This window comes from Azospirillum thermophilum (assembly GCF_003130795.1).
Taxonomy (GTDB): domain Bacteria; phylum Pseudomonadota; class Alphaproteobacteria; order Azospirillales; family Azospirillaceae; genus Azospirillum; species Azospirillum thermophilum.
In genome coordinates, this window is sequence record NZ_CP029353.1 from 209149 (window position 1) to 221765 (window position 12617).

The 12617-nt window shown below is 69.9% G+C and carries 14 protein-coding genes; 7 read left to right on the forward strand and 7 right to left on the reverse strand.

All coding sequences use genetic code 11. The annotated features are described in order from the left end of the window. Nucleotides 1-15 precede the first annotated feature (15 nt). The 3 genes from DEW08_RS07020 to DEW08_RS07030 all read right to left on the reverse strand — a co-directional run bounded on the left by DEW08_RS07020 (nucleotide 16) and on the right by DEW08_RS07030 (nucleotide 2558). Complete coding sequence (locus DEW08_RS07020; RefSeq protein WP_109325690.1) at nucleotides 16-558, reverse strand: TspO/MBR family protein; 543 nt, start codon at nucleotides 556-558, stop codon at nucleotides 16-18. A gap of 109 nt (nucleotides 559-667) precedes the next feature. Beyond that, the gene (gene mltA, locus DEW08_RS07025) at nucleotides 668-1867 is read right to left on the reverse strand and encodes a murein transglycosylase A (protein ID WP_109325691.1); all 1200 of its coding nucleotides are present in this window, start codon (nucleotides 1865-1867) and stop codon (nucleotides 668-670) included. Between the two features lie 19 nt (nucleotides 1868-1886). Then, nucleotides 1887-2558 (reverse strand): Tim44/TimA family putative adaptor protein, encoded by a 672-nt coding sequence (locus tag DEW08_RS07030; protein ID WP_109325692.1) that lies wholly within the window; start codon nucleotides 2556-2558, stop codon nucleotides 1887-1889. A 338-nt stretch (nucleotides 2559-2896) separates the two neighbouring features. Between DEW08_RS07030 and DEW08_RS07035 the strand changes: the two genes are divergently transcribed. Then, nucleotides 2897-3448, forward strand: coding sequence for an FxsA family protein (locus DEW08_RS07035; protein ID WP_109325693.1), 552 nt, complete (start codon nucleotides 2897-2899; stop codon nucleotides 3446-3448). A 144-nt stretch (nucleotides 3449-3592) separates the two neighbouring features. Next, entirely contained in the window at nucleotides 3593-4099 is a 507-nt protein-coding gene (gene secB, locus DEW08_RS07040) for a protein-export chaperone SecB (protein WP_109325694.1), read from the forward strand. 115 nt (nucleotides 4100-4214) lie between these two features. On the opposite strand, the gene rho is transcribed toward secB, so the two are convergent. From rho to hemE, 4 genes are all read right to left on the reverse strand, one after another. Next, nucleotides 4215-5471, reverse strand: a complete 1257-nt coding sequence (rho, locus tag DEW08_RS07045; RefSeq protein ID WP_109325695.1) for a transcription termination factor Rho — start codon at nucleotides 5469-5471, stop codon at nucleotides 4215-4217. Nucleotides 5472-5743: 272 nt separating this feature from the next. Further along, nucleotides 5744-6172: a protoporphyrinogen oxidase HemJ gene (gene hemJ, locus DEW08_RS07050; RefSeq protein WP_109325699.1), complete on the reverse strand. Its 429-nt coding sequence runs from the start codon at nucleotides 6170-6172 to the stop codon at nucleotides 5744-5746. Nucleotides 6173-6227: 55 nt separating this feature from the next. Then, a complete protein-coding gene (hemH, locus tag DEW08_RS07055; RefSeq protein ID WP_109325700.1) occupies nucleotides 6228-7283 on the reverse strand; it encodes a ferrochelatase in 1056 nt (351 codons plus the stop codon). A 160-nt stretch (nucleotides 7284-7443) separates the two neighbouring features. Continuing rightward, nucleotides 7444-8469, reverse strand: a complete 1026-nt coding sequence (gene hemE / locus DEW08_RS07060) for a uroporphyrinogen decarboxylase (RefSeq protein ID WP_109329608.1) — start codon at nucleotides 8467-8469, stop codon at nucleotides 7444-7446. 467 nt (nucleotides 8470-8936) lie between these two features. Here hemE and DEW08_RS07065 point away from each other — a divergent pair, with 467 nt between their 5' ends. From DEW08_RS07065 to dnaQ, 5 genes are read left to right on the forward strand one after another with little or no spacing between them, the layout of a single operon-like run. Further along, nucleotides 8937-9839 (forward strand): pyruvate, water dikinase regulatory protein, encoded by a 903-nt coding sequence (locus DEW08_RS07065; RefSeq protein ID WP_109325702.1) that lies wholly within the window; start codon nucleotides 8937-8939, stop codon nucleotides 9837-9839. Beyond that, nucleotides 9839-10444: a Maf family protein gene (locus tag DEW08_RS07070; protein ID WP_109325703.1), complete on the forward strand. Its 606-nt coding sequence runs from the start codon at nucleotides 9839-9841 to the stop codon at nucleotides 10442-10444. Before DEW08_RS07065 ends, DEW08_RS07070 begins: the two co-directional genes overlap by 1 nt. Before the next feature lie 14 nt (nucleotides 10445-10458). Continuing rightward, nucleotides 10459-11298, forward strand: a complete 840-nt coding sequence (locus tag DEW08_RS07075; protein ID WP_109325704.1) for a shikimate dehydrogenase — start codon at nucleotides 10459-10461, stop codon at nucleotides 11296-11298. 6 nt (nucleotides 11299-11304) lie between these two features. Further along, nucleotides 11305-11949 carry a dephospho-CoA kinase gene (gene coaE, locus DEW08_RS07080; RefSeq protein ID WP_109325705.1) on the forward strand — a complete coding sequence of 215 codons (645 nt, stop codon included), beginning with the start codon at nucleotides 11305-11307 and terminating at the stop codon, nucleotides 11947-11949. Then, a complete protein-coding gene (gene dnaQ, locus DEW08_RS07085; protein ID WP_109325706.1) occupies nucleotides 11942-12616 on the forward strand; it encodes a DNA polymerase III subunit epsilon in 675 nt (224 codons plus the stop codon). Before coaE ends, dnaQ begins: the two co-directional genes overlap by 8 nt. The last annotated feature ends 1 nt before the right edge of the window (nucleotide 12617 follow it).

Here is a 12617-nt window from a genome sequence, read left to right on the forward strand (position 1 = left end):
CGGCAGGGGAAGCGGTCAGCGCGGCCAGAGGGCCGGCGTGCCGAACAGCATGTCGGGGTTGATCAGCGCGTTGTGCACCCCGACGACCGAGGCGAAGCCGGTCCACAGGATCAGCGGCACCCAGATCAGCGCGATCCGCGCATCGTCGCGCCGGACCAGCAGGATGCAGGCCACCGTCAGCACGAAGAACAGGATCGTCCACGCCGCGGCGAGGATCGGACTGCCCAACGTGAAGTAGACGAAGCTGAACGTGGCATAGATCACCCAGGTGACCGCCTGCAGCGCGATCAGCGGGCCGCGGTGGCGGATCGCCGCGCCCCGCTGCAGCAGGCGGATGCCGCCCCAGATCTGGAAGACGTTGAGCGAGAACCACATCACCGGGAACACCCAGCCGGGCGGCTGCCAGGGCGAAGGCTGATGTCCGGGGAAGGGCTGCGTTCCCCGTTCGACGAAGCCCCAGGCATTGACGATCAGCCAGAACAGCAGGGGCTGCCACCAGGAGACGCGGACGGCGGGGACGGGGGCGCCGGACGGCGCGGCATGGGTCGTGTCGCTCATGGCGAGCGAAATGGTCCGGCGGCGGCCGCGGTCAAGCTCGGGCGGAATGCCGCAGGAGGAAGGTGGCGGAGGGCTGGCGGCGGGGACTTGGCGGCGGAGGATCGGCGGATCAGCCCGCCGGGGCGGCCGGCGGCACCGTCACCGTCTTCGGCAGCAGCAGGAAATAGCCGCCGGCGCTCTTCATGACGCCGGCCTTGCGCTCCGCGTCGGCGCCGTGGCCCCAGAAGACGTCGCCCCGCACCGGGCCGCGGATGGCGCCGCCGGTGTCCTGCGCCACCAGCAGCCGGCGCAGCCGCTGCGCCGGGTCGAGCGGATCCTCGGCATCCAGCCAGACCGGCACGCCGTAGGGGACGAATTTCGGGTCGACGGCGAGGCTGCGCTCCGGCGTCAGGGCGACCCCCTGGGCGCCGGTCGGCCCCTCCCCCTTCAGCTCCTGGAAGAAGACGTAGGAGGGGTTCCTGTTCATCAGGGCCGGCGCCTCGGCCGGATTGGCCTGCAGCCAGGCGCGGATGGTCTGCAGCGAGACCTCCTCCCGCTTCAGGATGCCGCGGTCGATCAGCTCCTTGCCGATCGCGAAGTACTTGTGGCCGTTCTGCGCGGCGTAGCCCACGCGCATCTCCGCCCCGTCGGGCAGCCGCACCCGGCCGGAGCCCTGGATGTGCAGGAAGAAGGCGGCGATCGGGTCCTTCAGCCAGACCAGCTCCAGCCCCTTGCCGCGCAGCGCCCCGGCCTCGATGGCGGCGCGGTCCTCGAAGGGCTTGAGGCGGCCGTCGACCACCCGGCCGGCGATCCGCTCGCCCTTCCAGCGATCGGCGAAATCGGCGAGCTCCACCATCACCAGGTCGGGCGGCCGGCGGTAGAGCGGGACGGGATAGGCCGGATCCGGCTTGCGGCTGCCCTCCAGCTCGACCTCGTAGTAGCCGGTGAAGAGGCCGCGGCGCTCGCCGTTGTTGCCGGCGGCGTAGGGGATGAACCAGGTCTCGAAGAAGCTGCGGGCGCCGGCATCGTCCCCGGCCCTGAGATCGGCCAGCCGGGCGCAGGGAGCCTGCCAGTCGCCGGCGGTGCCGGCGATGCCGCCCGGTCCGACCGGCCGGTCGGCGGGAAGCGACTTCATCCTGGCGCAGGAGCGGGCGAAGGCGGGCAGCGCCTCCGCCATCCGGTCGGCGGTCCAGCCGGGCAGCTCGGCATGGGAGACGCGGGTCAGCGTCAGCGCATCGAAGGGCGGAGGCGTCCTGGCCTCCTCCTTCGGGCCGCAGGCGGCGAGCGGCAGCGCGAGAACGATTGCGGCGGCGAGCGCCCGGCGGAGCATCAAGGCGGGACGACCGCGGTCAGTGGACGGTGCGGGTCTCCACCAGCGCCCAGTTGGGGTCGCTGGAGCGGGTGTTGCGGGCGAAGGTCCAGATGTCCACCGCCTCGACCACCGCGTTCGGATCGCCGTCGACCACGGCGCCGTTGCGGTCGCGCTGCACGTTCATCTGGTCGGACACCAGGCGGACGGTGACCCGCGCGGTGCGGCCGTCCATGCGGGCCTCCTCCACGTCGGCCTCGCGGACCCGCTCGATCCGGGTTTCCAGCGTCTCGCCGGCCGCCTGGCGGTCGCGGATGGCGCGGGCGAAGTTGTCGTAGACGTCGTCGGCCAGCAGCGGGCGCAGCGTCGCGGTGTCGCCGCGGGCGAAGGCGTCCACGATCATGGCGAAGGCGGCCTTGGCGCCTTCCAGGAAATGCTTCTCGTCGAAATTCGGATCGTTGGCCTTGATCTGGTCCAGCGCCGCGGCGAGCGACAACGGCTCGTCCGGGGAGACCGGCGTCTCGGGCCGGGGACGGTTGCGCTCCGGCAGGGTCACGACGTTGTCGGGCATGCCGGGACGCGGGGTGAAGGGGTTCGGCCGCTGCCGCTCCTCACCGGTGCGGCGGCCGAGCACGCTGCGCAGCCGGTAGACCAGGAACGCCGCGATCATCGCGAATATGACGATCTCGATGAACACGAACCCATCACCCATCGTGAAATCCTTCCGGGACTGTTGCGCCCTTTTCGCCGGCCGTTTCCGTTTCCCCGGCCTTTTCGCCGGCGGACCGTCCGGCGGTCCGGCCGCATCGACCGCGACAACCGCCCGACGGCGTCTGGACCCTCCGGCCCGGCGACATTACGTGTAGCCTGTTGCGGCACCACCTTGTCGCGGCACACTGGGCACCGGCCTGACGGACGCCCAGCCGGCAGGAGGATCGGGCGCCGCCCGCACTTGCCGACCAAGACGCCCGGCCGGTCATCGCGGGATGGCTGCCGGACGTCTTACCCTGGTGTAGATAGGGCCTTGACGCCCAAAGAGCAAGGACAGCCATGAACCCCCTTCTGTCGATTCTCCTTCTGCCGGTCGTGGAAATCATCGGCTTCATCGTGGTCGGCGACTGGATCGGCGCCGGGCCGACGATCGGCCTGCTGATCCTGTCCCTGCTGGTCGGCAGCGCCCTGATCCGCCGCCAGGGCGTGGCCGCGGTCGGCCGGGCGCAGGGAGCGATGCAGCGCGGGGAGACGCCGATGGGGGCCGTCTTCGACGGGTTCTGCAAACTTGTCGCAGGGGTGCTGCTGGTCATCCCGGGATTCGTCACCGACATCCTGGCCCTGATCCTGCTGATCCCGCCGGTGCGCCGCGGGCTGGGCCTCTGGCTGCTCGCCCGCCTCGCCCGCAGCGGCAGCTTCCAGATGTGGAGCAGCGGGACCGTCTGGCGCGACCCGCCGGATGCCGGCGAGGCGCGGCGCCCGCCGCCCGGGGTGATCGACGTCGATTACCGCGACGTGACGGCCGACGAGCGCGACGGGCGCCGCGACGGTCCCGACGGCCCGGCGCTCAGCGATTCCCGCTGGGGGCAGGACCGCAGGGACGGCCGCTGATCCGCCGTCCGGCCCGTTTCGCGGACCCGCTTTCCATTGTGGGGGCGGGCGATCCGTGATAGCCAGCGCGGTCTGGGAACAGACCTTCAACCCGAACCATACCGCGCCAGTCAGCGCCGGCGCGGTCGTTCCAGGAGTTCACGCATGTCCGATCAGCCGACCAACGGCGCCGACCAGAACCAGGCGACCTCGCTGCCGATGAACATTCTGACGCAGTACACGAAGGACCTCTCCTTCGAGAACCCGAACGCTCCGCACAGCCTGCTGCCGGGTCAGCAGCAGCCGCAGGTCAACATCGGCGTCGACGTGCAGGTCCAGCCGATGGGCGAGGACGTCTACGAGGTGGTGCTGGGCCTGCGCTGCGAGGCCAAGCAGGCCGAGGCCACCGCCTTCCTGGTCGAGCTGTCCTACGCCGGCCTGTTCCAGCTTCCCGGCCTGCCGCAGGAGCATCACCGCCCGGTCCTGATGATCGAGGGACCGCGGCTGCTGTTCCCCTTCGCCCGCGCCATCGTGTCCAACATGACCCGCGACGGCGGCTTCCCGCCGCTGCTGATCAACCCGATCGACTTCGCCGACCTCTACCGCCGCCAGATCCAGGGCGGCGAGGGCGAGGGCGAGGGTGAGGGCGGAGCCCAGGACACCGCCTTCTAAGGCACCGCGTTCTGATCCGACGCGGCCTCGGTCCGGAAAAGACGAAGGGCGGGAAGCGACATGGCTTCCCGCCCTTTTCCTTTGGACCCGATGGCGGGGGCGGCAGCCCCCGGTCCTACTGGTTCATGCTCTCGAAGAACTCGGAATTGCTCTTGGTGTGCTTGAGCTTGTCGACCAGGAAGTCGACCGCGTCGGTGACGCCCATCGGCATGAGGATGCGGCGCAGGATCCACATCTTCGACATGGTGCCCTTGTCGACCAGCAGCTCCTCCTTGCGGGTGCCCGACTTGGAGATGTCGATGGCCGGGAAGGTGCGCTTGTCGGAGAGCTTGCGGTCCAGCACGATCTCGGAGTTGCCGGTGCCCTTGAACTCCTCGAAGATCACCTCGTCCATGCGGCTGCCGGTGTCGATCAGCGCGGTGGCGATGATGGTCAGCGAGCCGCCCTCCTCCACGTTGCGGGCGGCGCCGAAGAAGCGCTTGGGCCGCTGCAGCGCGTTGGCGTCGACGCCGCCGGTCAGCACCTTGCCGGAGCTCGGCACCACCGTGTTGTAGGCGCGCGCCAGGCGGGTGATGGAATCCAGCAGGATGACCACGTCGCGCTTGTGCTCGACCAGGCGCTTGGCCTTCTCGATCACCATCTCCGCCACCTGGACGTGGCGGGTCGCCGGCTCGTCGAAGGTGGAGCTGATGACCTCGCCGCGCACGCTGCGCGCCATGTCGGTCACCTCCTCCGGCCGCTCGTCGATCAGCAGGACGATCAGGTAGGCCTCGGGATGGTTGGTGGCGATCGAGTGGGCGATGTTCTGCAGCATCACCGTCTTGCCGGTGCGCGGCGGCGCCACGATCAGCCCGCGCTGCCCCTTGCCGAGCGGGGCGACCAGATCGATGATCCGGCCGGTCAGGTTCTTCTTGGTCGGATCCTCGACCTCCATGCGCAGCCGCTCCTCCGGATAGAGCGGGGTCAGGTTGTCGAAGTTGATGCGGTGGCGGACCTTGTCCGGCGCATCGAAGTTGATGGTGTTGACCTTGAGCAGGGCGAAGTAGCGCTCGCCGTCCTTGGGCGCCCGGATCTGACCTTCCACCGTGTCGCCGGTGCGCAGGCCGAAGCGGCGCACCTGGCTGGGGCTGACGTAGATGTCGTCGGGGCCGGGCAGGTAGTTGGCCTCCGGCGAGCGCAGGAAGCCGAAGCCGTCCTGCAGCACCTCGAGCACGCCGTCGCCGTAGATCGGGATGTCGTTCTCGGCAAGCTGCTTCAGGATGGCGAACATCATGTCCTGCTTGCGCAGGGTACTGGCATTCTCGATCTGCAGTTCCTCCGCGAACGCCAGGAGTTCGGCGGGGCTCTTGCACTTCAGCTCTTGGAGATGCATGGGGGAGATGCCTACGAAATCAACATGCAGGGGGGAGTGCCAGGAGTCCCGGGCCGGGTGCTGGCGCGCCGGCAGGAGCATGGGGATGGCTGAACGGGCCGAGCAGAAGGGACTCGCCAACCACCGTGCCCCGATCTGAGCAGGGACGGAACGGCAGATATGCGTGAGGGGTGCCACGGGGCTGACGACCCCGTGGGTTTCACATGGTTACCGGATCGCAAAGCGCAAGTCAAACGAAAGCACGACCACCGTCTCGCCGGCCGCTTCCCCGTTCAGAAGGGCTTCACGATCACCAGGATGACGATGCCGATCAGCAGGACGGTCGGGATCTCGTTGACGATGCGGTAGAAGCGGTGCGGCCGGATGTTGCGGTCGGCCTCGAAGTCGCGGCGCCAGCGGGCCAGCAGCATGTGGACCGCGGTCATGCCCAGCACCAGCAGGATCTTGCCGTGCATCCAGCCCTGGCGCAGCCAGGCCGGCTCCAGCACCAGCATCCAGATGCCGAACAGGTAGGAGGCGATCATCGCCGGATTCATGATGGCGCGCAGCAGCCGGCGCTCCATCACCTTGAAGGTCTCCGACACCTCCGACCCCGGCGCGGCGGAGGCGTGGTAGACGTACAGCCGCGGCAGATAGAACAGCCCCGCCATCCAGGCGACGATGCTGATCACGTGCAACGCCTTGATCCACAGGTACAGCACCGCTCTCCCCTTCCCTTGCCTGTCGCTCGCCCGGTCCTATCCCGGCTTTCCCGCCTCAGCGGCCCTGCTGCGGGCAGCCGCTGAAGCCGGCCGGGCAGATCTGTCCGCCGTTCTGGGCGCAGACCGGCTTCGGCGAGGCGACCCCCTGGCGGACCAGCCGGGCCAGCCCCTCGATGAAGGCCGGATGCGTGCCGACGGTCGGCACCCGCTCGAAGTACGGCACCCCGGAGTCCTTGGCGAGGTGCCTGTACTCCACCTCGATCTCGACCAGCGTCTCGGAATGCTCGGAGACGAAGGCCATCGGCACCACCAGGATCGGCACGCCGTCGCGCCCGGCCCGCCGGATCTCCTCGTCGGTGCTGGGGCCGATCCACTCCAGCGGGCCGACGCGGCTCTGATAGCAGTTGACCCAGTCCAGATCCTCGATGCCGAGCGCCGCCGCGATCGATTCCGCCGTACGCTCGCACTGCCACTGGTAGGGATCGCCGCCGGCCACGACCTTCTTCGGCAGCCCGTGGGCGGAGAACAGCACCCGCGGCCGGCCATGGGCCTTGGCCCGCTCGTAGAGCGGCCGGATGATGTCGGCCGAGGCGTCGACGAATCCCGCCTGGGTCGGATAGCAGCAGATCAGCCGGGTCGGCGCGTCGAGCCCCACCGTCCTCGCCGCCTCGCGCCACACCCGCTCGCTCGACGCCGTGGTGGTCGTCGAGAATTGCGGATAGAGCGGCAGCAGGATCACGAGGTCCGGGTTGTAGTCCTTCACCCGCGCGGCCGTCTCGGCGCTCATCGGGTGCCAGTAGCGCATGGCGATGAAGCACTTGGCGCTTACCCCGGCGGCGGCCAGCGCCGCATCGAGGGCGGCCGCCTGCGCCTGGGTGTTCTCCAGCAGCGGCGACTTGCCGCCGAGCTGCGCGTAGATCGCCGCCGCCGCCTTGGCCCGCCGGCCCGAGATCAGGCTGGCGATCAGGAAGCGGAAGGGATTCGGCACCCGGATGATCGCCGGATCGGCGAACAGGTTGAACAGGAAGGGCCGCACCGCCTCCGGCGCATCCGGACCGCCGAGGTTGAACAGCACCACGGCGACGCGGGGGGTGGAAGCGGGTGCGGGCATGCTCGGCGGTGCGGACGACATCGGTCGGGCGTCTGTTCGGTTGGAGGACCTGGAAGGGAGGCACGGCAGCGCTGAGGCTCCGGACCGCTAAACTGGAGCGTCGGCGCCCCGCTGTCCAGTCCCCCCTCGTTCAGGCCGCCCCCGCCGGACGCCCGGAGCTTCAGGCGCCCTCCGGCCAGGAGCGCAGCAGCGCCGCCAGCTCCGCCACATGCTCGGGCGGCGTGGTCTGGATCACGCCATGGCCGAGGTTGAAGATGAAGGGCCGGGCGGCCAGCGCCTCGAGAATCTCCGCCGCGGCGCCGCGCATGGCCTCGCCGCCGACGGCCAGCAGGATCGGATCCAGGTTGCCCTGCACCGGGACGCGGTTCTGCAGCGTGCGCGCCGCCCACACCGGCGAGACGGTGGTGTCGAGCCCGACCGCGTCGACGCCGCTGTCGGTGACATAGTCCTCGTAGGCGAGGCCGGCGCCGCGCGGAAAGCCGATGACCGGCACCGTCGGGTGGCGCTGCTTGATGAGTGCGACGATCCGCCGCGTCGGTTCGATGACCCAGCGGCGGAAGGGGCCGGGGGGAAGCACGCCCGCCCAGCTGTCGAAGAGCTGCACCGTCTCGGCCCCCGCCTCGATCTGGGCGCAGAGATAGTCGGCGGTGACCTCGACGATCAGGTCGATGAGGCGGGAGAATCCGGCCGGATCGCCGTAGGCCCAGCGCTTGACGTGGGCATACTCCTTGGAGCCGCCGCCCTCGACCATGTAGCAGGCGATGGTCCAGGGCGCGCCGGCAAAGCCGATCAGCGTCGTCTGCTGCGGAATCGCGGTGGAGAGGCGGCGCACCGTCTCGTAGACCGGCGCCAGCCGCTCGTGGAAGCGGTCGCGCGACAGCCGGGAGAGATCGGCGACGCTGCGCACCGGATCGAGCTTCGGCCCCTCCCCCTCCAGATAGTCGAGCGGCTGCCCCAGCGCGTGCGGCACCACCAGGATGTCGGAGAACAGAATCGCCGCATCCATCCCGTAGCGGCGCAGCGGCTGCAGCGTCACCTCCACCGCGAAGTCGGGGTTGTAGCAGAGGTCGAGGAAGCTGCCCGCCTTCGCCCGCAGCTCCCGGTATTCCGGCAGATAGCGTCCGGCCTGGCGCATCAGCCAGAAGGGCGGACGCGGACGCGTCTCCCCGGCCAGCGCTGCCAGCATCGGCTTGAGGGGTCGGGCGGCGGTGTCGGTCGGTTCGATGGGGGCAGAGGACAAAGCGGGCTTCCCTGGTCGGCGCGTCCGGGCGACGCGAATCTCATCCATACTCACTAAGCTTTTTAAGAAGAGATAGGAAGTGGGGGTGATGGATCGCTGTGGATAACGGTGATCCCCGCTCGCCCCGGATTCATCCACAGATTCTCGACCGCGTCCGCGAGAGTCGCAGGGCCTGTGGACGGGTTCGGGGGCTACCCGCGGGAACGGCGGAAATGCTATATCTCGGAGCCTGGGAATCCCGTGGATAAAGATTGCGGCTGCGCCGGATTCTCCCATCTTCCGAACAGGACCGCAGGGTTTGTCCGCACGGGGGTGGTCACGGGGGCGACCGGTACCGGTTCGGTGGGTGAAAACGGCAGGGGTCCGGTTGTCCACAGGATGGAGCCGGCTTCTCCACAGCATGTTGGGGATCGATGAAAGAGTTCCACCTACATCTCGTGTCCGATGCGACCGGCGAAACGATCAACAGCGTGGCCCGCGCCTGCGTGATCCAGTTCGATTCCGTGCGCCCGATCGAGCATTTCTGGAATCTGGTCCGCACCGACCGGCAGCTCGACCTCGTGCTGGAGGGGATCAGGGACAATCCCGGCCTCGTCATGTTCACCCTGGTGGACGAGACGCTGCGCCGCCGGCTGCAGGACTATTGCCGGGAGATGGCCGTCCCCTGCATCCCGGTGCTCGATCCGCTGATCAACGCGCTGGCCGCCTATCTCGGCATCGAGTCCCAGCGCCAGCCCGGCCGCCAGCACATGCTGGACGCGGAGTATTTCGGCCGCATGGACGCCATGGACTTCGCGCTCGCCCATGACGACGGCCAGTCCACCTGGGACCTGCACGAGGCCGACGTGGTGCTGCTGGGCGTGTCGCGCACCTCCAAGACGCCGACCTGCATCTATCTCGCCAACCGCGGCATCAAGGCGGCCAACATCCCCATCGTGCCGGGCTGTCCCCTGCCCGCCGAGCTGGACAAGCTGACCCGGCCGCTGATCGTCGGGCTGACCAAGGACCCCGACCGGCTGGTGCAGATCCGCCGCAACCGGCTGAAGCTGCTGAACCAGAACGAAAGCTCCACCTATGTCGACCCCGAGGTGGTGCGCAGCGAGGTGACGGAGGCGCGGCGCATGTACACCCGGCGCGGCTGGCCGGTGATCGACGTCTCCCGCCGTTCGATCGAGGAGACCGCGGCGGAGATCATGATGCTGCTGGCCCGGCGCCAGACCGGCGGGCTGCCCCCCGGCGCCCTCGCCGATCTTCCGAAATCCGGACTGCCACTGTCTGATGGGCCCAAGTCTGATGGGCCGAAGGGAATCGGCTGATGGCGGCCGCACCGACGGTGGTCCTGGCCTCCGGGTCGAAGACCCGCGCCGCCATGCTGGAGAAGGCGGGGGTCCGGGTCATCCTCGACGCCCCGCTGGTCGATGAGGAGGAGGTCAAGCTGGCCGGCCGCGCCGAGGGCGTGCCGCCCGAGGATGTGGCCGAAGCGCTCGCCGAGCTGAAGGCGCAGCGGGTCACCCGCCGCCACCGCGGCGCGCTGGTGATCGGCGCCGACCAGATGCTGGAATGCGACGGCGTCTGGTTCGACAAGCCGACCGGCCGCGATGCGGCGCGCGAGCAGTTGCAGGCCCTGCGCGGCAAGACGCACCGGCTGATCAGCTGCGCCGTCGTGGTGCGCGACGGCCAGCGCCTGTGGCACCAGATCGACCGGGCGCGACTGGCGATGCGCCCCTTCAGCGACGCCTTCCTGGAGCAGTATCTCGACGCCGCGGGCGAGGACGTGATGCACTCCGTCGGCGCCTACCAGCTCGAGGGGTTGGGAGCCCAGCTCTTCCAGCGGGTCGAAGGCGACTTCTTCACGATCCTGGGCCTGCCGCTGCTGCCGCTGCTCGGCTTTCTCAGGGTCCATGGCGTGGTGACGGAATAGGGACCGCAACTCCGATGATCATCAGTGCGAAGGCGACGCTGGCCGGTGTGATGGGCTGGCCGATCGGTCATTCCCGCTCGCCGCGTCTGCATAACTACTGGTTGCAGCAGTATGGCATCGACGGCGCCTATGTGCCGCTCGCCGTTCCGCCGGAACGCGGCGAGCAGGCGATCCGCGCCCTGCCCGCGCTGGGCTTCCGCGGCTGCAACGTGACGGTGCCCTACAAGGAGCTGGCCTACCGCACCGTCGACCGGCTCGACCCGATGGCGGAGCGCATGCGGGCGGTGAATGCCATCGTCGTCGCCGGGGACGGATCGCTGGAGGGCCGCAACACCGACGGCTTCGGCTTCCTGGAGAACCTGAAGGCCGGTTGCCCGGACTGGTCGGCCGCGGCCGGGCCGGCGGTGGTGATCGGCGCCGGCGGGGCGGCGCGCGCCGTGGTGGTCTCGCTGCTCGACGCCGGGGTGCCGGAGGTGCGGCTGGCCAACCGCACGCGGGCGCGGGCGGAGGAGCTGGCGGCGGAGATCGGCGGCGCCGTCACGGTGGTCGACTGGGTTTCACGTGAAACGGCGCTGGAGGGGGCCGCCCTGCTGGTCAACACCACGACGCAGGGCATGGCCGGACAGCCGCCGCTGGATCTCGACCTGCGCGCCCTGCCCGTCACCGCCGTCGTCAACGACATCGTCTATGTGCCGCTGACCACCCCGCTGCTGGCCGCCGCCGCGGCGCGCGGCAACCGGGTGGTGGACGGCATCGGCATGCTGCTCCACCAGGCGCGGCCGGCCTTCGCGGCCTGGTTCGGTGCCGAGCCGCAGGTGACGCCGGAGCTTCGCCGTTTCGTCCTGGAAGGATAGGCGGCGATGATCGTGCTGGGGCTGACCGGCTCCATCGGCATGGGCAAGAGCACGGCGGCGCGCATGCTCGCCGGCATGGGGGCGCCGGTCTGCGATTCCGACGCGGTCGTGCATGGGCTGCTCGGCAAGGGCGGTGCCGCGGTGCCGGCCATCGCCGCCGCCTTCCCCGGTTCGGTGGTCGACGGGGCGGTCGACCGGCGGGCGCTGGGCGCCGCGGTCTTCGCCGACCCCGAGGCGCTGAAGCGTCTGGAGGCCATCCTGCACCCGCGGGTGCAGGAGGCGCAGCGCCGCTTTCTCGGCCGTGCCGCCCAGCGCGGCGTGAAGGTGGCGGTTCTCGACATCCCGCTGCTGTTCGAGACCGGCGGCGAGCGGCGGGTCGACCGCACGGTCGTCGTCTCCGCCCCCTATCCGGTACAGAAGGCGCGGGTGCTCGCCCGCCCCGGCATGACGGCGGAAAAGTTCGCCGGCATCCTGGCCCGCCAGACGCCGGACGTGGAAAAGCGCCGCCGCGCCGACTATGTGGTGCCGACCGGCCTCGGCCGGCTGGTGACGCGCCGCGCGCTGCGTGCCATTGTGAGGGACATCAGGACCGCCCGCGGCCGGCACTGGCCGCCGCGGGGATATCAGCCAGGGTGGAAACCGCATGCGTGAGATCGTTCTCGACACCGAAACCACCGGGTTCAAGCCGGAGGAAGGCCACCGGCTGATCGAGATCGGCTGCATCGAGCTGGTCAACCACGTGGCGACCGGCCAGCGCTTCCATGTCTACATCAATCCGGAACGCGACGTGCCGCCCGACGCGGTCGCCGTCCATGGCCTGACCGAGGAGTTCCTGGCCGACAAGCCGGTCTTCAACGACGTGGCGGCCGACTTCGTCGCCTTCATCGGCGACGCCAAGCTGGTGATCCACAACGCGGCCTTCGACATGGCCTTCCTGAACTGGGAGCTGCGGATCGCCGGCTATCCGACGCTGGCGGCCGACCGGGCCATCGACACGCTGATCATGGCGCGACGGAAGTTCCCCGGTGCCCCGGCGACGCTGGACGCGCTGTGCAAGCGCTTCGGCGTCGACAACTCCAACCGGACGCTGCACGGCGCGCTGCTCGACGCCCAGCTCCTGGCCGAGGTCTATCTGGAGCTGCTGGGCGGCCGGCAGGCCGGCCTTGCCCTGGCGGCCGGTCCGGCGGCGAAGGCCGGCGGCGTGCGCATCGACCGCCCTTACCGCGAGGCCCGTCCCCACGCCGCCAGTGCCGACGAGATCGCCGCCCACGCCGAGCTTCTGAAGAAGCTGAAGAACCCGGTGTGGGCGACGGAGTAAG

Coding starts and splice junctions, on each gene's coding strand:
- DEW08_RS07020 (WP_109325690.1), bottom strand. CDS start 558: ATGAGCGACACGACCCATGCCGCGCCGTCCGGCGCCCCCGTCCCCGCC.
- mltA (WP_109325691.1), bottom strand. CDS start 1,867: ATGCTCCGCCGGGCGCTCGCCGCCGCAATCGTTCTCGCGCTGCCGCTC.
- DEW08_RS07030 (WP_109325692.1), bottom strand. CDS start 2,558: ATGGGTGATGGGTTCGTGTTCATCGAGATCGTCATATTCGCGATGATC.
- DEW08_RS07035 (WP_109325693.1), top strand. CDS start 2,897: ATGAACCCCCTTCTGTCGATTCTCCTTCTGCCGGTCGTGGAAATCATC.
- secB (WP_109325694.1), top strand. CDS start 3,593: ATGTCCGATCAGCCGACCAACGGCGCCGACCAGAACCAGGCGACCTCG.
- rho (WP_109325695.1), bottom strand. CDS start 5,471: ATGCATCTCCAAGAGCTGAAGTGCAAGAGCCCCGCCGAACTCCTGGCG.
- hemH (WP_109325700.1), bottom strand. CDS start 7,283: ATGCCCGCACCCGCTTCCACCCCCCGCGTCGCCGTGGTGCTGTTCAAC.
- hemE (WP_109329608.1), bottom strand. CDS start 8,469: ATGCTGGCAGCGCTGGCCGGGGAGACGCGTCCGCGTCCGCCCTTCTGG.
- DEW08_RS07065 (WP_109325702.1), top strand. CDS start 8,937: ATGAAAGAGTTCCACCTACATCTCGTGTCCGATGCGACCGGCGAAACG.
- DEW08_RS07070 (WP_109325703.1), top strand. CDS start 9,839: ATGGCGGCCGCACCGACGGTGGTCCTGGCCTCCGGGTCGAAGACCCGC.
- DEW08_RS07075 (WP_109325704.1), top strand. CDS start 10,459: ATGATCATCAGTGCGAAGGCGACGCTGGCCGGTGTGATGGGCTGGCCG.
- coaE (WP_109325705.1), top strand. CDS start 11,305: ATGATCGTGCTGGGGCTGACCGGCTCCATCGGCATGGGCAAGAGCACG.
- dnaQ (WP_109325706.1), top strand. CDS start 11,942: ATGCGTGAGATCGTTCTCGACACCGAAACCACCGGGTTCAAGCCGGAG.